This is a genomic window from Paenibacillus terrae (assembly GCF_000943545.1).
Classification (GTDB): Bacteria; Bacillota; Bacilli; order Paenibacillales; family Paenibacillaceae; genus Paenibacillus; species Paenibacillus terrae_A.
This window is the reverse complement of the sequence record NZ_JTHP01000010.1, coordinates 39,718-55,505: the sequence shown is the minus strand read 5'-3', so window position 1 is coordinate 55,505 and position 15,788 is coordinate 39,718. Positions and strand designations below refer to the sequence as shown.

The 15,788-nt window shown below is 45.8% G+C and carries 16 protein-coding genes; 13 read left to right on the top strand and 3 right to left on the bottom strand.

The genetic code is table 11. From position 1 onward, the window contains the following. Positions 1-134 precede the first annotated feature (134 nt). The gene (locus tag QD47_RS07585) at positions 135-1,070 is read right to left on the bottom strand and encodes a DMT family transporter (RefSeq protein ID WP_044645558.1); all 936 of its coding nucleotides are present in this window, start codon (positions 1,068-1,070) and stop codon (positions 135-137) included. Between the two features lie 195 nt (positions 1,071-1,265). Here QD47_RS07585 and QD47_RS07580 point away from each other — a divergent pair, with 195 nt between their 5' ends. Then, positions 1,266-2,459, top strand: coding sequence for a GTP-binding protein (locus QD47_RS07580; RefSeq protein WP_044645557.1), 1,194 nt, complete (start codon positions 1,266-1,268; stop codon positions 2,457-2,459). Between the two features lie 50 nt (positions 2,460-2,509). On the opposite strand, the gene QD47_RS07575 is transcribed toward QD47_RS07580, so the two are convergent. Next, positions 2,510-3,376: a LysR family transcriptional regulator gene (locus tag QD47_RS07575; RefSeq protein WP_044645556.1), complete on the bottom strand. Its 867-nt coding sequence runs from the start codon at positions 3,374-3,376 to the stop codon at positions 2,510-2,512. Between the two features lie 155 nt (positions 3,377-3,531). Between QD47_RS07575 and QD47_RS07570 the strand changes: the two genes are divergently transcribed. Continuing rightward, on the top strand, positions 3,532-3,861 hold the full coding sequence (locus QD47_RS07570) for an antibiotic biosynthesis monooxygenase family protein (protein ID WP_044645555.1): 330 nt from the start codon (positions 3,532-3,534) through the stop codon (positions 3,859-3,861). Positions 3,862-3,972: 111 nt separating this feature from the next. Here QD47_RS07570 and QD47_RS07565 read toward each other — a convergent pair whose 3' ends face one another. Further along, positions 3,973-4,842, bottom strand: coding sequence for a DUF421 domain-containing protein (locus QD47_RS07565; RefSeq protein ID WP_044645554.1), 870 nt, complete (start codon positions 4,840-4,842; stop codon positions 3,973-3,975). 337 nt (positions 4,843-5,179) lie between these two features. On the opposite strand from QD47_RS07565, the gene QD47_RS07560 reads away from it, so the two are divergent. The 11 genes from QD47_RS07560 (at position 5,180) to QD47_RS07510 (ending at position 15,419) form a co-directional block, all read left to right on the top strand. Beyond that, entirely contained in the window at positions 5,180-5,449 is a 270-nt protein-coding gene (locus tag QD47_RS07560) for a glutaredoxin family protein (protein ID WP_044645553.1), read from the top strand. Positions 5,450-5,627: 178 nt separating this feature from the next. Further along, entirely contained in the window at positions 5,628-6,968 is a 1,341-nt protein-coding gene (locus QD47_RS07555; protein WP_044645552.1) for an LLM class flavin-dependent oxidoreductase, read from the top strand. Positions 6,969-6,985: 17 nt separating this feature from the next. Beyond that, positions 6,986-7,525: an NADPH-dependent FMN reductase gene (gene ssuE, locus QD47_RS07550; protein WP_044645551.1), complete on the top strand. Its 540-nt coding sequence runs from the start codon at positions 6,986-6,988 to the stop codon at positions 7,523-7,525. 187 nt (positions 7,526-7,712) lie between these two features. Then, positions 7,713-8,600, top strand: coding sequence for a LysR family transcriptional regulator (locus QD47_RS07545; RefSeq protein WP_044645550.1), 888 nt, complete (start codon positions 7,713-7,715; stop codon positions 8,598-8,600). A gap of 221 nt (positions 8,601-8,821) precedes the next feature. Beyond that, the gene (locus QD47_RS07540) at positions 8,822-9,682 is read left to right on the top strand and encodes a transporter substrate-binding domain-containing protein (protein ID WP_044645549.1); all 861 of its coding nucleotides are present in this window, start codon (positions 8,822-8,824) and stop codon (positions 9,680-9,682) included. A 77-nt stretch (positions 9,683-9,759) separates the two neighbouring features. Beyond that, positions 9,760-10,536, top strand: a complete 777-nt coding sequence (locus tag QD47_RS07535; RefSeq protein WP_044645548.1) for an amino acid ABC transporter permease — start codon at positions 9,760-9,762, stop codon at positions 10,534-10,536. Then, complete coding sequence (locus QD47_RS07530) at positions 10,533-11,243, top strand: amino acid ABC transporter permease (protein WP_044645547.1); 711 nt, start codon at positions 10,533-10,535, stop codon at positions 11,241-11,243. Before QD47_RS07535 ends, QD47_RS07530 begins: the two co-directional genes overlap by 4 nt. Beyond that, positions 11,240-11,992, top strand: coding sequence for an amino acid ABC transporter ATP-binding protein (locus tag QD47_RS07525; protein ID WP_044645546.1), 753 nt, complete (start codon positions 11,240-11,242; stop codon positions 11,990-11,992). The genes QD47_RS07530 and QD47_RS07525 overlap by 4 nt, the downstream gene beginning before the upstream one ends. Before the next feature lie 15 nt (positions 11,993-12,007). Then, complete coding sequence (locus QD47_RS07520) at positions 12,008-13,024, top strand: LLM class flavin-dependent oxidoreductase (RefSeq protein WP_044645545.1); 1,017 nt, start codon at positions 12,008-12,010, stop codon at positions 13,022-13,024. A gap of 56 nt (positions 13,025-13,080) precedes the next feature. Continuing rightward, positions 13,081-14,238 (top strand): amidohydrolase, encoded by a 1,158-nt coding sequence (locus QD47_RS07515; protein WP_044645544.1) that lies wholly within the window; start codon positions 13,081-13,083, stop codon positions 14,236-14,238. 245 nt (positions 14,239-14,483) lie between these two features. After that, complete coding sequence (locus tag QD47_RS07510) at positions 14,484-15,419, top strand: dockerin (protein WP_044645543.1); 936 nt, start codon at positions 14,484-14,486, stop codon at positions 15,417-15,419. The last annotated feature ends 369 nt before the right edge of the window (positions 15,420-15,788 follow it).

Here is a 15,788-nt window from a genome sequence, read left to right as displayed (position 1 = left end):
GGAGTAGTCTCCTGAGTCTGCTGCTTCTTTACTAGATTGCCCTGTCAGAACCTGAACGATAAGCGATCATGAACAGAATAATCCTGCGCTAAACGTGATCTGTCTTTTTAGGCATCATCCGAGGGAGGATTTTTTTATTCATGTGTACTATAACTGTGCAGAATCATGCCGAGGATAACGATGAACATACCGATCCATGATATAAGGGAAGGAATCTGCATAGATAAAAAGATCAGTTCTCCCATTAATGCGAAAAGCACTTCCAGAGATTGTGTCGCTTCAACCGTTGCTAACTCTTGCATATTTCCACGAACCTGATCTGTGGCTTTAAAAAACAGGACTGTAGCGATCACCCCTGAAAACACGGCCACCAAAGCAGATTGTATCGTTTGCTCCTGGCTCGGCAATCCCACGCTAAAAACCCCGTATAACGAAAGTAGTAGCCAGAACGGCAAACTGGCTAAAGTCATCCCGAGTACACGTTGATAGGCATCTAACCGTCCTGCACAAACTTCCATCATTTTACGATTACCTAGTGGATAGGCAAATGAAGCGAGTACGACAGGCAGGATACCGAATAAAAAATCTTGAGCAGAAATGGATTGCGACTGTTCGATTTGCATGAGAATAATGCCGAGTAAAATAACCAAAGACATCATAAGTCCCTGAATGGGGATTTTCCCTCGTACTTTTAAAGGACCGTTCTCCGTTTGCACAATTTCAGTAAATAACGGGACGAGCAAAGAACCGGAAATAATAGTAATTTGCCACGTTCCAGCGATCAGCCAGCCTGGGGAATAAGCCGATGCGAAACACAATGGAGCATAAAACAATCCAAACCCGACGAAGCTCCATAGAATCCAGGTCCACGCTTGTTCTCTCATGACGTTCCAAAGAGGTTTAAGCTTATGTTGGGTCAAGACGATGACGAATAAAATGGGGAGCATAAACAGATATCGCAAAGAAGCACTCCATATCCAGCTCCCCCCTGATAGCTCCATTGACCGATTGAGAACAAAAGTAAAAGCAAAAAAGAAAGCAGCCAATGCACCTAGCCAGATTGATCGCAAAACATTCACCTTATTCTTTAAGTATCGTTATTATCATATATTAATAACTTTTTATGATTCATTTCAAGGGTTTCTTCGCTGTTGACAAGGCGAAAGGGATCAGGTATATTACTGAATAGCTGTATTAATAGTAATTATTACGATTTACAAAAAGTATGATGAAGATGAGTTTATATTAAAGGGAGCGTACCACCAATGAATAAGAAAGTAATCCCGGTAACGGTGCTGAGTGGATATTTGGGGGCAGGGAAAACAACGATTTTAAATCATGTGTTAAACAATCGAGATGGAATGAAAGTGGCCGTGATCGTCAATGACATGAGCGAAGTGAACATTGACGCCGAACTGGTAAAAAAAGAAGGTGGCTTGTCCAGAACAGAAGAGAAACTGGTTGAGCTGTCCAACGGCTGTATTTGCTGCACATTGCGTGAAGACCTGCTGCTGGAAGTCAAGAAGCTGGCGGAACAAGGCGAGTTTGATTATATTTTAATCGAATCCACAGGGATCAGCGAACCTGTGCCTATCGCTCAAACCTTTACGTACGCCGATGAAGGGACAGGCATTGATTTGGCTTCCTTGGCAAAGCTCGATTGTATGGTGACTGTGGTCGATGCGAACCGTTTCTGGCATGATTTTGAATCGGGAGAAACGCTGCTGGATCGCAGGCAGGCTACGGGAGAAGACGACACGCGTGATATTTCGGACTTACTGATTGACCAGATTGAAACCTGTGATGTACTGATTCTGAATAAATGCGATTTGGTTCAGCCTGCGGAGCTGGACAAACTTGAGGGCGTGCTGCGCAGATTGCAGCCTGAAGCCAGAATCATTCGTACTTCCAAAGGACAGGTCGCTCCTTCGGACATTTTGAACACAGGATTGTTTAACTTTGACAAGGCCAGCCAATCCGCCGGATGGATTCGTGAGCTGGAGCTAGAGAGCCATACACCGGAAACGGACGAATATGGAATCAATTCATTTGTATATCGCCGCAGAAGACCGTTTCATCCTGCCAGATTGGCTGAATTTATGAGCTACTGGCCGGAGGAGGTCGTTCGTGCCAAAGGTTTGGCCTGGATTGCGACCCCTCAGGATTGGGCAGCCAGTATCAGCCAGGCAGGGCCCTCCATTCAGTTCGGACCGGCAGGAAGCTGGCTTGCGGCGTTGTCCGAGGAAGAACGGCAGGAGATCGTCGCAGCCAACCCTGAAGCTCTGGACAATTGGGACGAGCAATGGGGTGACCGCATGAACGAAATTGTCATGATTGGTATCGGAATGAAGCAATCGGACCTGGAAATAGAACTGGATCAATGTCTACTGAACGATACGGAGATGAACATGGATTGGTCTGACTTTGAAAATCCCTTGCCGTGGTCAGACGGGCAATAATTATTTGTCTTTGAATTAAACAGGATGTATAGCTATTAATGTATTGATTACTAGCGAATCCATTCAGCAATGAAGTTCATACACTTTTTGGCGGCTGGAGCCATGTTCTTCAAAGAAGCAGCAGCAATACCAATGGAACGTGAATATGGCCCATCCAAAGGTCGAATACAAAGTTCATAAGGATTTTGAACTAAAATCATTTCCGGAAGAATACTTACGCCCAGTCCGTTTTGCACCATAGCCATAATGGCATGATCATCTTCTAATTCATATTTGATTTTCGGAGCAAGCTTATGCTGTGAAAAAATTCTCCGTACATCGGTGTCGCAACCAGAAGCAGGCATAATGAAGGACTCATCGAGGAGTTGATCCACACGTATGGTTGTTTGCTCCCGAAGCATGTGATTAGATGGCAGTACGCATAGCATTCTTTCTTTTTTTAGCGGCACTACTTCCAGTACGTCTAAAGCAGGCAGATTAACGAAGCCAAAATCAGCTTCTCCGCTGGCTATCCAATTCTCAATCTCATGGTAGTTACCGTCGAGCAGTTTCAGTTCAATAAGTGGGAACTGCTCGTTAAATTTATGGATAATACCGGGCAACCACTGGATGGATACACTTGAGAACGTACCTATCTTTACGGTTCCGGTCTCCAGTCCTTTGATTAGATCGACCTCTTGATAAAGCCTTTCGTTCATTTGTACGATCTCTCTGAAATGCTTCATCAGACGTTCTCCATTGCTGGTCAATTTGATGCCTGAACGTCCTCTAATCAGAAGAGTCAAGCCCAATTCATGTTCCAAACCGGAAACAGCATGGCTAATGGCGGATTGTGTAAGATTGAGAAGTTCTCCTGCTTTGGTGAAGCTTCCTGTTTCTACTACGCTAAGAAAGACCTTATATTTAAACAAATTCATGTGTCCTCCTACGTTAAATGAAATATATTCATACATAGTATCATATATATTCATTTTTTTTATCTTAGTTTTGTGGTTATAATCGAACTTGAGGATTTTGCAAAATCCAGACTTAAGAAAAAAGCTGATAACCATTTCATTTCTGGGAGGTACCTATGAATTCAATTGCAAAAACGCCACAGCCCCCTTATTATGCTGCTATCTTTACTTCTGAACGTACTGAAGGAGATGGCGGATATGGAAAGATGGGAGACAAAATGGAGGAACTGGCTGCTGAACAGCCTGGTTTTCTGGGCATGGAAAGTGTTCGTGACCAAAAAGGAGTAGGCATCACGGTTTCTTATTGGGAATCCTTAGACGCTATAAAAAATTGGAAACATAACGAGCTGCACAAGGTAGCACAGGAGAAAGGGAAAGCCGAATGGTATAAAACGTTTGGTTTAAGAGTGAGCAAGGTAGAACGAGATTATTTTTTTACAATATAAAATAGATGAAATGATTAAAGCCAAAGGGAGCGCCTTTTCAGCCATTTATGGCCTTGAAGACGCTCCCTTCGGGTTACCATGCTCGTATGCTTATGTCATGCACATATATACTCAGGGTTCAGTTGGATTTATCGGCTTCATTTCCTGAATCGCTTGCTTTAAGCTTTGTGAGCATTGCTCAAAAAGCTGCTTGCTTTGCTGCTCACTGGAGCCCGTTGCCAGCTTTTGCAGTTCAGTCGTGCATTGTTCCAGCAGCGTCAGCACGGCTTGATTAGAGTCCTGTACCTTGGACATCTGTACGTTATCGCTGTATTGGTCAATGTATAACTCCCCTTGCGGGTCCACCTGCGCGAAAAATACGTCTTTGACCGTCAGGCTCTTTTCTTTCAGCTTTGCATCCATCCATTGTTGAGTAATTCCCATGTATGCCATTTGCTGCTCCATGAGTTGTCCATCCATAATAATGGCTGTTGGTTCCTTCTCCGGTAGTTGCCGCATATTCAGATCCTTAGGCGTTAAGGGCTGTTTTTCTTTGGTTAACAGCACATTGACTTCACCGCTGGTCTCCATAATGGCAAATTCCACGTCAGACACCTTGAATACATTCTTGCTCCGCAACTGCTCCATGAGTTCATCCAGCGTAAGTCGTTCCTTTCGCAGATTATCCTCTAAAATTTTGCCGTCTTTGATCAGGGTTCTGGTTTTTCCATCGCTAAGATCCCTAACCTTCTTGCTTTTAATTTGCAATATTTCAATGACAAATGTTGTTAGGACCCATACTGCCAAAGCTATAAAGCCCAAGTACCAAGTGGATTCTCGTTCCATAGGAATGGTAGCGGCCAGGTTACCCATCGTGATTCCGGTGATATATTCGAACAAGGAGAGCTGGGAAACCTGACGTTTTCCGAGAATTTTGGTAATTAAAAATAATACAGCGACAGCCATTAATGTGCGTAAAGCAACCTCGGCCCAATCCTGCATATATTCAACCTCATTTCATCTCATTCTGCCGCAAGTGCGCTAATATTCCAAGCATGTCCGCACCAAGGTCTGTTTAAACTCCAATATCTCTTATTTTAATTAACTCATCTGCCGTTAAACGATTTAAATGAGCATTTTGCAACAATCCCAAGAGCGATTTCAAATCAGCAATATTGCCAGTATAAAAGAAAACTATAGCATTAAAATTTTCTATCGTTGCATTATCAATGTCTATTACACAGGCGATTGACGGAAAAGGGTGGGCAGGATACATTATAACTATAATTCTTATTTAATTCATCGGGATTATAAACATTAAGTTCACGGAGGTATGTATATGTCATCCAAACCTAAAGTTGTATTGTGGAGTAAAACAGGCTGTCATTTTTGTGGAGAGATCAAATCGTATCTGGAATCCCAAAATCAGCCTTATGAAAATATTCAGGTGGACGGAAATGATGCCCTGCGTGACGTACTGGAGACTAAATATGGTGTTCGCTTTGTCCCTGTTGTTGAGGTAGGCGGGGATAACAAATATGAGGCGCTGCTCAACCCGGATCTGGAAGAGCTGGGTAAAGTGCTGGAAAGCTACAGTCAAGCGGTATAAGTAACGAAAAAAGGTCTGTAGCTACGCTGCTTTGTACAAAAATAACTTATAAAAGAATGCAGGCATAGCTGCCTTGCACAAGTGTAAACTTCCTAAAAGATTTAGCAGCGTAGCTGCCTTGAAAACAAATGATTAGCCGTTGGGTAACAATAATTTTCAAGAGAGGTGTGAACAGTTCATGGCTAAAGACAAACAAATCAAATTTGGTGCCATTATTCACGGTGTTGGAGGTAGCATGACGACTTGGCGTCACCCTGAAGTGCCTGCGGACGCGAGTGTTAATTTTGAATTTTATAAAACACAGGCGCAAAAGGCAGAGGAAGGCAAGTTTGACCTTGTTTTTATCGCAGACGGTTTGTTCATTAACGAGAAATCCATTCCCCACTTTCTAAACCGTTTTGAGCCGATTACGATTTTGTCCGCTTTGGCCGGGGTGACGAAGCGTATCGGGCTGGTTGGCACGCTATCGACTTCCTACAGCGAACCGTTTACAGTAGCACGCCAGTTTTCTTCCATTGACCATATCAGCGGAGGGCGTGCAGGCTGGAATGTGGTGACTTCCCCGCTGGAAGGCTCCGCTCTTAACTTTAATAAAGGCGAGCATCCGTCACATCCAGAGCGCTACAAAATTGCGGAGGAATATTTGCAGGTAACCAAAGGACTGTGGGATTCGTGGGAAGAGGATGCGTTCGTTCGTGATAAGGAATCCGGCGTGTTCTTTGACCCTGAAAAGCTGCATACCTTGAACCATAAAGGCGAGTTTTTCTCTGTGCAGGGTCCGTTGAACATTGGACGATCCAAGCAGGGGCAGCCGGTTATTTTCCAGGCAGGTTCCTCGGAGGATGGCAAAAATCTGGCCGCCAAGGAAGCGGATGCTGTATTTACGGGACACGAAACGCTGGAGGAAGCGCAGCAGTTTTACCGTGATGTGAAGGAACGGGCGGTACGCTATGGCAGATCCGAAGAGGATATTGTCATCTTACCGGGCATTTCACCGATTATCGGCAGCACGACGGAAGAAGCAGAGCGTAAGTATGAGGACATTACCAATTTGGTGACGATTGAGGCTGCGTTAAAATTTTTGGGCCGTTTCTTCGATCATCATGATTTCTCACAGTATCCACTGGATGAGCCATTCCCAGAGCTTGATGGTATCGGCAGCAATTCCTTCCGCAGCGGTACGGATAAAATCAAACGGACGGCCAAAGAGCAAAATCTGACGCTGCGCGAGGTGGCATTACGTTCGGCAACACCTAGAACTGCGTTTATCGGTACAGCAGAGCAGGTGGCAGATCGGGTGCAGGAGTGGTTTGAAAGAAAAGGAGCGGATGGGTTCATTATCGGTTCTGATGTACCATCGGGTCTGCATGATTTCGTAAATCTGGTTGTGCCTATCTTGCAGGAACGCGGTATTTACCGTCAGGATTATGAATTTAGCACATTGCGTGAAAACCTGGGTGTGCCGATTCCTGAGAACCGCTACACAGCAGCTAAATCTAAAGTGAAGATAGACGCATAACAGAAGGAGGGAAAAGCATGTCCAAGGTTGTTATCCTGTCAGGCAGTCCGTCTACACAATCCCGTCTATACGGCTTGATTAACTATACGACCGAGCAATTGCAGCAGGCTGGAGCGGAGGTCACATTGCTGAATGTGGTCGACTTGCCAGCCGAGGATCTGGTGAGGGCTAACTTTAACAGTCCCGATATTACAGCAGCTCTTGCGTTGATTGCAGCAGCAGACGCCATTATCGTGGCTTCTCCCGTATACAAAGCCGCCTATTCCGGCTTGTTGAAGATATTTTTGGATTTGGTGCCGCAGGAGGGGCTGCGAGGTAAGCCCGTACTTCCTTTATTTATCGGAGGCACGCTGGCTCACCTGCTGGTCATTGATTACGCTTTGAAGCCAGTGCTTAACGCGTTGGGAGGAAGACATATTCTCGGCGGTGTGTATGCGGTAGATCAGTGGGTTGAACGCTTGCCAGATGGAGCATATGGGCTGTCGGAGGAACTGGTTTCACGGCTGGATCGCTCTGTAAAAGAGCTGACGGAGCGATTACAAATCAGCAATATATAGATCGAAACGGTTTAGTTCGTCTATATATTGTACTTTCGAGCGTTGGGAATCGAATGATGCAAAGTGCTGAAGTAATAAATATTTTCAATTTTTACATTGACAGGGCGTTCAGTGAGTTTTATGATACAAAAAAACCAAGTTAGCGCATTGGATAAAATGTATTTGAAACTCACTGGGGGACTTGTGTATGAATATCGAGAATATGGAAGCCTTTGTATACGTGAACCATTATGGCAGTTTTAACAAGGCGGCAGATGCGTTGTTCTTATCACAGCCCTCTGTCACAGCCCGGATCCAGACGCTGGAGCGCGAGCTGGAATGCAAGCTGTTCGACCGCCAAAGCAAGCAAACCATTTTGACGGAGGATGGACGAAAGTTTCTTCCTTATGCCGAGCAAATGCTTCAAGTGCTGCAAAAAGGGAAGCAAAAGCTTCAACAGCGCAAAAGAACTCCTCAGCAAATTCGAATCGGCTGCACGATATCGGTGTCGAATTATATCATTCCTGAGATATTAAAGCAGCTCCGCGCTCGTTATCCGGAGATTAACTACAAAATTGTGACGGCTACGACGGATCAACTGGTACATAAGCTGTTGAACCGTGAGGTAGACATTAGTTTTGTCCGTAAAGTGATGCATCCGGCCATTCGTACGCTTGCTTTTTATGAAGATCCCATTTCCCTGTATGTATACGACGGTCATCCGTTTATGAAGACTGGAAAGGCCAGCATACAGGATATTCAGCATGAAACACTGGTGTTTTTTGAATGCGGGTCATTGGACTGGATGAGGATTCATCGGTCTTTTGAATCGCTGGAGCAACCGCCGGATATTGCCTTTCAGGTAGATAATGTGGTTACAGCCAAGAAGCTGGTGCTGGAAGAAGCGGGGATTGCCTTTTTGCCTGACGTTTGTGTGAACCGTGAGGTGAAGGATAAAAAACTGTTCCGCATTCATGTACCAGAGGTAGCCGGGGTGTCCATGCAGATTAGCATTGTGGCGACCAAAGAAGACTGTGCAGTGAGCTCGGATTTTGCAGATGCATTGACAGAAGGATTTCGGGGTGCTGTTTTGTAAACCGTTTTTTTGCAAATGTGAGGAGTCTTTTAAAAAATGCTTTTGATTTTTCAATGGTGTTATAGAAATGTTCTATTGCCTGGTGGATTGACGTAAATGAGCGCAGGTGTTAAATTAGTCACATCCTAAAACCAATTAAACTCATAGGAATTATTATTTATTGTGGCAGCTACCATGTATGTCGCAAACTGCTGATATACAAAGAGACGAGGGGGATTCATATGAAAAAGTGGTTTGCAATGTTATCCGTTATGGCGATTATTCTGGTGTTGGCAGGCTGCGGCTCCTCTGATAATGCGTCTAACGCGTCTGGCGCGTCCGGTTCGAACGGAGACGTGAAAAAAATTATTGTAGGTACAGGCACTCAATTTAAAAATGTATGCTTTATTGACGAAAATGGAAATTTAACAGGCTTTGACGTTGAGCTGATTAAGGAGCTGGACAAGCGCCTGCCTCAATACGAATTTGAATTCAAAACGATGGACTTCGGCAATCTGCTGCTGAGTCTGGATGCCGGTAAAATTGATCTGGTATCGCATCAAATGGAAAAAAACCCGGAGCGTGAAGAGAAGTATCTGTTCAACAAAAATCCGTACAGTATTTTCCTGAACAGAGTCGCTGTAGCGAAGGATAACAATACCATTCAATCGATTGATGATCTGAAAGGCAAAAAGATACTTACCAGTCCGACCAGTAATGCAGCATATGTATTGAAGGAATACAACAAAACACACGGGGATGCCCTGAACATTGTCTATACAAGCGGTGCAGCCAATGATACAGTGCAACAAATTACGAGCGGCCGTATAGATGCTACCATTACGACAGACTTTGCGAACCGCTTTAACACCGATGAAAAAGGAGAAGTAGCTCTGAAAACCGTCGGTGATCCTTTGACTCAATCGGATGTATTGTATGTACTGAACAAAAATGAGCAAGGATTGGCGGATGATCTGGATAAAGCTATTCAGGAAGTGAAGGACGACGGTACATTGTCGAAGCTGAGCATCAAATGGCTTGGAGAAGATTTCACGAAGTCTCTGGATGATGTGAAAAAAGAAGGCACAAGCAGCAAGAAATAGCGATAAGCTTGAATATTTCAGCGGTCAGGGTACCCCGTGTATTCTGACCGCTGATGTATAGGAAAGGAGGCAGGCATATGAGCAGAGAGTTTAATATCGATTATGTTTTTAGCTTTATTCCGAAAATGCTGTCTTATTTACACATCACGTTGTTTATTGTGGCAAGCTCGCTATTGTTAGGATTAATCATCGGCCTGTTGGTTGCGCTGCCTCGTATGTATAATATTCCTTTTCTCAAACGTGTCTCGCAGGTGTATGTTTCATTTTTTCGTGGAACACCTATTCTGATCCAGCTCTTTCTGGTGTATTACGGCTTGCCTGAGCTGCTGAAGCTGGTGAATATCAATTCCTCCAGATGGGATGTGTTGTGGTTTGCCGTAGCGACCTATGCGCTAAACAGCGGGGCCTTTATTTCCGAGATTATCCGATCGGGTGTAGAGGCGGTAGATCGGGGACAAATCGAGGCAGCACAGTCGGTCGGCATGTCAGGCTATCAGACTTTTACACGTATCATATTGCCGCAAGCGCTGGCTGTTGTGGTTCCGGTATTCTCCAATCTGGTGATCGGCAATCTGAAGGATACTTCGCTGGCGTTTACCATCGGAGCTATGGAGATGACGGGGAAATCGCAGACACTGGGCGCGGCTACCCAGCATTTTGTTGAAACCTATATCGCGTTGTCTCTTATTTATCTGGTCGTCAGTCTGATTTTGCAAAAACTGTTCAAGGTACTGGAAAATACGCTTCTCAAGCATGAGCATCGGGACACAGTCCAAAGCGAGCCTAAGAAACGAAAAAGTTTTGTGGTTCGTTATCTGAACCCCCGTCTTAGTAAAGGAGGCAAGAGCATATGAGTCTGGATTTTGGATTTATATATACGGCCTTTCTGGGATTGTTCTCGGCGTTGCCCAACACGTTAATCATTACGGTGGTTTCCGTACTGGCGGGTCTGGTCATCGGCATTATAACGGCTCTGGCCCGAATTTATAAGGTGCCTGTGTTGTCCCAGATTTCCCATGGCTACGTTACCTTTATCCGGGGTACGCCGATGCTGATGCATTTGCTGCTTATTTATTTCAGTTTACCTTTGTTCATTGATGCGGGAGCCAAGCATTTTGGCTGGTCGTTTCATTCTAAAGATGTTCCCTATATGGTATTTGCACTCATTTCGTTCTCGATTACAAGTGGTGCGTATATGTCCGAGGTGGTCCGTTCCGGGATTCAATCCGTAAACCGGGGGCAAATTGAAGCAGCCTATGCAGTCGGGATGACGACGTGGCAGGTGCTGCGGCGTATCGTGTTTCCGCAGGCGTTCGTGGTCAGTCTGCCGAACCTGACGAATTCCGTCATTGGAATGCTGCATGGCTCTACCTTGGCCTTTACGGTTTCGGTCACTGAAATCCAGGCTCAGGCTGAAATTTTAGCATCTACAAACTGGAAGTACCTGGAGGTTTATATTGCGGCAGCACTGATTTTCTGGGGTTTGACAGTGCTGATTGAACGAATTTCCGGCTTGGTGGAGAAAAAAATCAATGTGTTTAATGGGGGGAGAGCATCATGATCCGTCTGCAAAATATCACGAAATCGTTCGGCAAGCATGAGGTGCTCAAAGGCATTGATTTGACCGTGAATAAGGGAGAGGTTGTCGTCATTCTCGGACCGAGCGGCTCGGGTAAAACAACGTTGCTGCGCTGCATCAATTATCTGGAAAAGCCGAATGACGGGGAGGTCAGCATTGGCGATTTTACGGTAAACTGCAAGCGACCTGCGAAGAAGGATGTTTTGGCTCTGCGCCAAAAAACGGCTATGGTCTTCCAGCAATACAATCTGTTCAAGCATAAAACGGCGCTGGAAAACGTGATGGAAGGGCTTGTCGTCGTCCGCAAGGTGAAGCAGGAGGAAGCGAAGAAGATCAGTATTGAAGTGCTCGAAAAGGTCGGTCTGAGCGAAAAGCTGAATCATTATCCGAGTCAGCTATCCGGCGGGCAGCAGCAGCGTGTCGGTATTGCGCGTGCTTTGGCGCTGAACCCGGAAGTGATTTTGTTCGATGAGCCGACATCGGCGCTAGATCCTGAGCTGGTCGGTGAAGTGCTGTCGGTTATTCGCAAGATTGCAAAGGAAGGAATTACGATGATTGTCGTCACGCATGAGATGGGCTTTGCACGGGATGTCTCCAACCACGTGGTATTTATGGATGGCGGCCACATTATCGAAGAAGGCAGCCCGGACGACATTTTCAATCGTCCCCAAGAGGAACGCACGAAGCAATTCCTGAAACGGATTACACCGGAATATAACTATTCAATTTAGACGGGAGAGGGAGACATGAGTATTAAAATCGGAGTATTGGATCAAAGCCCTATACATGAGGAGGAAACGGCGGCACAGGCTCTGCGTAACACGATTAAGCTGGCGAAGCGTATAGATGAGCTGGGTTTTTCACGCTTTTGGGTATCGGAGCATCACGATTCCGAGCAGGTTGCAGGCTCTTCGCCGGAGGTACTCATTTCTCATTTGCTGGCACGCACCGAGCGCATTAAAATCGGCTCTGGCGGAGTGATGCTTCAGCATTATAGTCCATATAAAGTGGCGGAAAATTTCAATGTGCTGGCGTCTCTTGCACCAGGTCGCGTAGATTTGGGCATTGGACGTGCGCCGGGCGGTTTACCGAAATCCACACAGGCGTTACAACGCGACGTGCATGATGCACCTTCTCTTGAAGAAAAGATTGATGAAGTGAGCCGTTATATTCATAATATTCCGTCCGAAGAGGGACCGCTAGCAGGGCTACAGGCTAATCCGATTCCAGAAACACCAGCGGATATTTATGTTTTGGGTACGAGTGCAGACAGTGCTGGAATTGCTGCACGTTCGGGGTTGCCCTACGTCTTCTCGCAATTTATCAACAGTAACGAACAGGTTGCACTGGATGCATTCCGCACGTATCGGGAGTCCTTTGACTATAGTCATGGACGTGAGCCGAAGGCTCTTTTTGCACTTGCGGTCATCGTAGCGGATACTTCCGAGGAAGCTGCGGAGTTGGCAGGTGAGCACAAGCTGTACAAAATTCATCTGGCCAGTGGCAAAACGGCTACGGTGGGCACGCTGGAAAGTGCAGAGGAGTTCGGTAAGCAATCGGGTGAAGAATATACAATTGAAGTTACACAGGCGCAAATCAACAAGGGAAATAAAGAGGAAATCTATGCTACTTTGACGGAAATTCAAGCTAAATATCAGGCTGATGAGCTGATCGTAACGACAGGAATACGGGATATCGGAAAGCGCGTCCGCTCATTTGAGCTGCTGCATGAAGCTTTTGCTGGTCTGCCTGTACAGTCCTAGGTGTTGTTGGCTTGAGAAAGTTGTAACCATTTTGGATTTACGAAGGAGGAATAGGGATGAGTGGATCAACCGGGACAAAGGAGCAGGTTTTGGAGCAGAAGCTGGTGGACATTCGTCGCCATCTTCACCGAAATCCCGAGCTGTCTAACGAGGAGGTTGAAACTACAGCCTATATCCGCCGTCTGCTGGAAGAACAGAACATAACCATCCTGGATGTGCCGCTGCGCACCGGGCTGGTAGCGGAAATCGGCGGGCAGCAGGAGGGGCCGATTGTAGCGCTTCGCGCGGACATTGATGCCTTGCCGATTCAGGAGGAGACGGGCTTGTCCTATACTTCGCTGCATCCGGGCAAAATGCATGCCTGCGGACATGATTTTCATACGGCGTCCCTCTTTGGAGCTGCCGTATTGTTAAAAGAGCGGGAGCAGGAGCTGAAAGGCACGGTTCGCCTGGTGTTTCAGCCAGCGGAGGAAAAGGCCAAGGGCGCAGCCCAAGTGCTGGACAGCGGTGCGCTGACAGGCGTGCAGGCCATATTCGGCCTGCATAACAAGCCGGACCTGCCTGTAGGCACGGTCGGCATTAAGGAAGGCCCGCTGATGGCGGCGGCAGACGGCTTTTACATCGAGGTAGAGGGCCTGAGCACGCATGCGGCGGTGCCGCAAGCAGGGATTGACCCCATCGTCGTGTCGTCGCACATTATCACGGCGCTGCAATCCATCGTAAGCCGGAGCGTCAACCCGCTGGACAGCGCGGTGATTAGCGTGACGAAGCTGCACAGCGGCAACGCCTGGAACATCATTCCAGACCGTGCCCATCTGGACGGCACGATCCGGACGTTCGATGAGAACGTGCGCGCACAGGTGGCTGAACGCTTCGAGCAGGTCGTAAGGGGCGTGGCCGATGCTTTTGGCACAAAAGCGAATATCCGCTGGATCGAAGGACCGCCACCTGTACTGAATGACGGCAAACTTGCCGTCATCGCGGAGCAGGCGGCCCAAGCGACTGGTCTGGAGGTTGTTCGCCCCGTACCTTCCTCGGCGAGCGAGGATTTCGGGCTTTATCAGAAGAGCATCCCCGGTGTGTTCGTCTTTGTCGGCACTTCGGGGAGTCAGGAATGGCATCATCCAGCCTTCGATCTGGACGAACGCGCGTTGCCGGGAACGGCGAAGCTGCTGGCTTCACTGGCAGAATCGTCATTAGTATCCATAGAGTAGAGATGTGAGTCTACTCTTTCAATGCTAGACCCCTTCTTATGTAGAGAAGGGGTTTTTAATTTGTCAAACAATCAATAGAATTATCTTTTTATAAAGGATAAAGGAAAATATTGACGGTATATCATCCTAATGATAATATAAAATTGTAATTTTTTTCAAAACAAAAGAAAGGGGGAGAGATAAGAGATTTCGATTGCCATTTTATGAATACAATAATCAAATAAAATGATATGGAGGTTAAAGAAATGCCGAAGAAAAAAGGAATGATCATGGCTTCTTTTTCATTGGTAGTGGCCGCTTCTTTACTGGTTGGCGGGGCTAATGTGGGTTCAGCGGCCTCTAATATTGAAAGCGTTTCCGATATTGAGTCCACAAGTATAAGCTTGGCTGCTACGGATATACCTGCAAAATTTAAGTCATCCGTAGAATGGGTTTGGAAGAATAGAATCGTCAAAGAAGGCTCGACCAACCGTAAAAATTTGATTTTTGATCAAATATATGCAGGAAAGGGAACGCTGAATTATGTAGTTCGCTGGCAATCTCCCAAAAATATCACACTTCAACAGCGTAAAGATATGGCTTCCATGCTGAGTCGTCAAGTCAATAACTGGAATAAGCAGTTGAAAGGGTATGATGGCTGGCCTTATGACAATATTACTGTAAAAATAGTAGGCTGGGCCGTTGCAAATCCGTCTCAGATTCTTAGCAAACAATCAAGTGAAATCGTTTACACCGACACGATTACAGATGATTTAAGCAAAACGAACCCGAATATCCCTGCTAAACTTCCAGTTGCTCCTGACACGCTTTCCAGATTTGAGCATTTTACAGATCCAAACTATGCTTATCCCGGTGGATTGGACAAGCGGTTTGATATGTATTTATGGGGAACAGCTAATTTCAGTGGTGGAGCCGGTGGTGACTGGGGACAACGTATGCCCGATGATTATATCCTGAGCACTCTGAACTCTGATGAAGTTCATATTACGGAGCATGAGATGGGGCATGGATTTGGCTTACCTGATTTCTATGAAGAAACTGATCGTCCGCCTGGTGGATTCCCTACACCAACCATTATGTGGGCCGGAAATTCTTCCAAGATAACAGAGTGGGATACCTGGATGTTGCGGTATACCTGGAGCCAGGTCAAGAAGGATACCTCTCGTTTTCCTACCCGATAAAAGATACGTAGAATAGTGTGAAAAAGCTGATGAATAGGACCGTTTCTTCCAAAATCAAATTCTGTGATGGAATTGATTTTAGTGGAGAAGCGGTTTTTTCATTTCACAAAATACCAGTTTTTTGCACATGAAGGGGCGACTTCGTTCCAATATGATCTCAAAATACCTAATTTAATTCATTAAGGAAAATATTGACGATGCAATAATCCAGTGATAATATGATTTGTGATTATTTACAAAAAACGACAAGGAGGATTGATAGATTATCGTTGATCTCATAGATCAATACATAAACGAGCATTTTTCATAAATCCCAAGAGCGATTTCAAATCAGCAATATATAGATCGAAACGGTTTAGTTCGTCTATA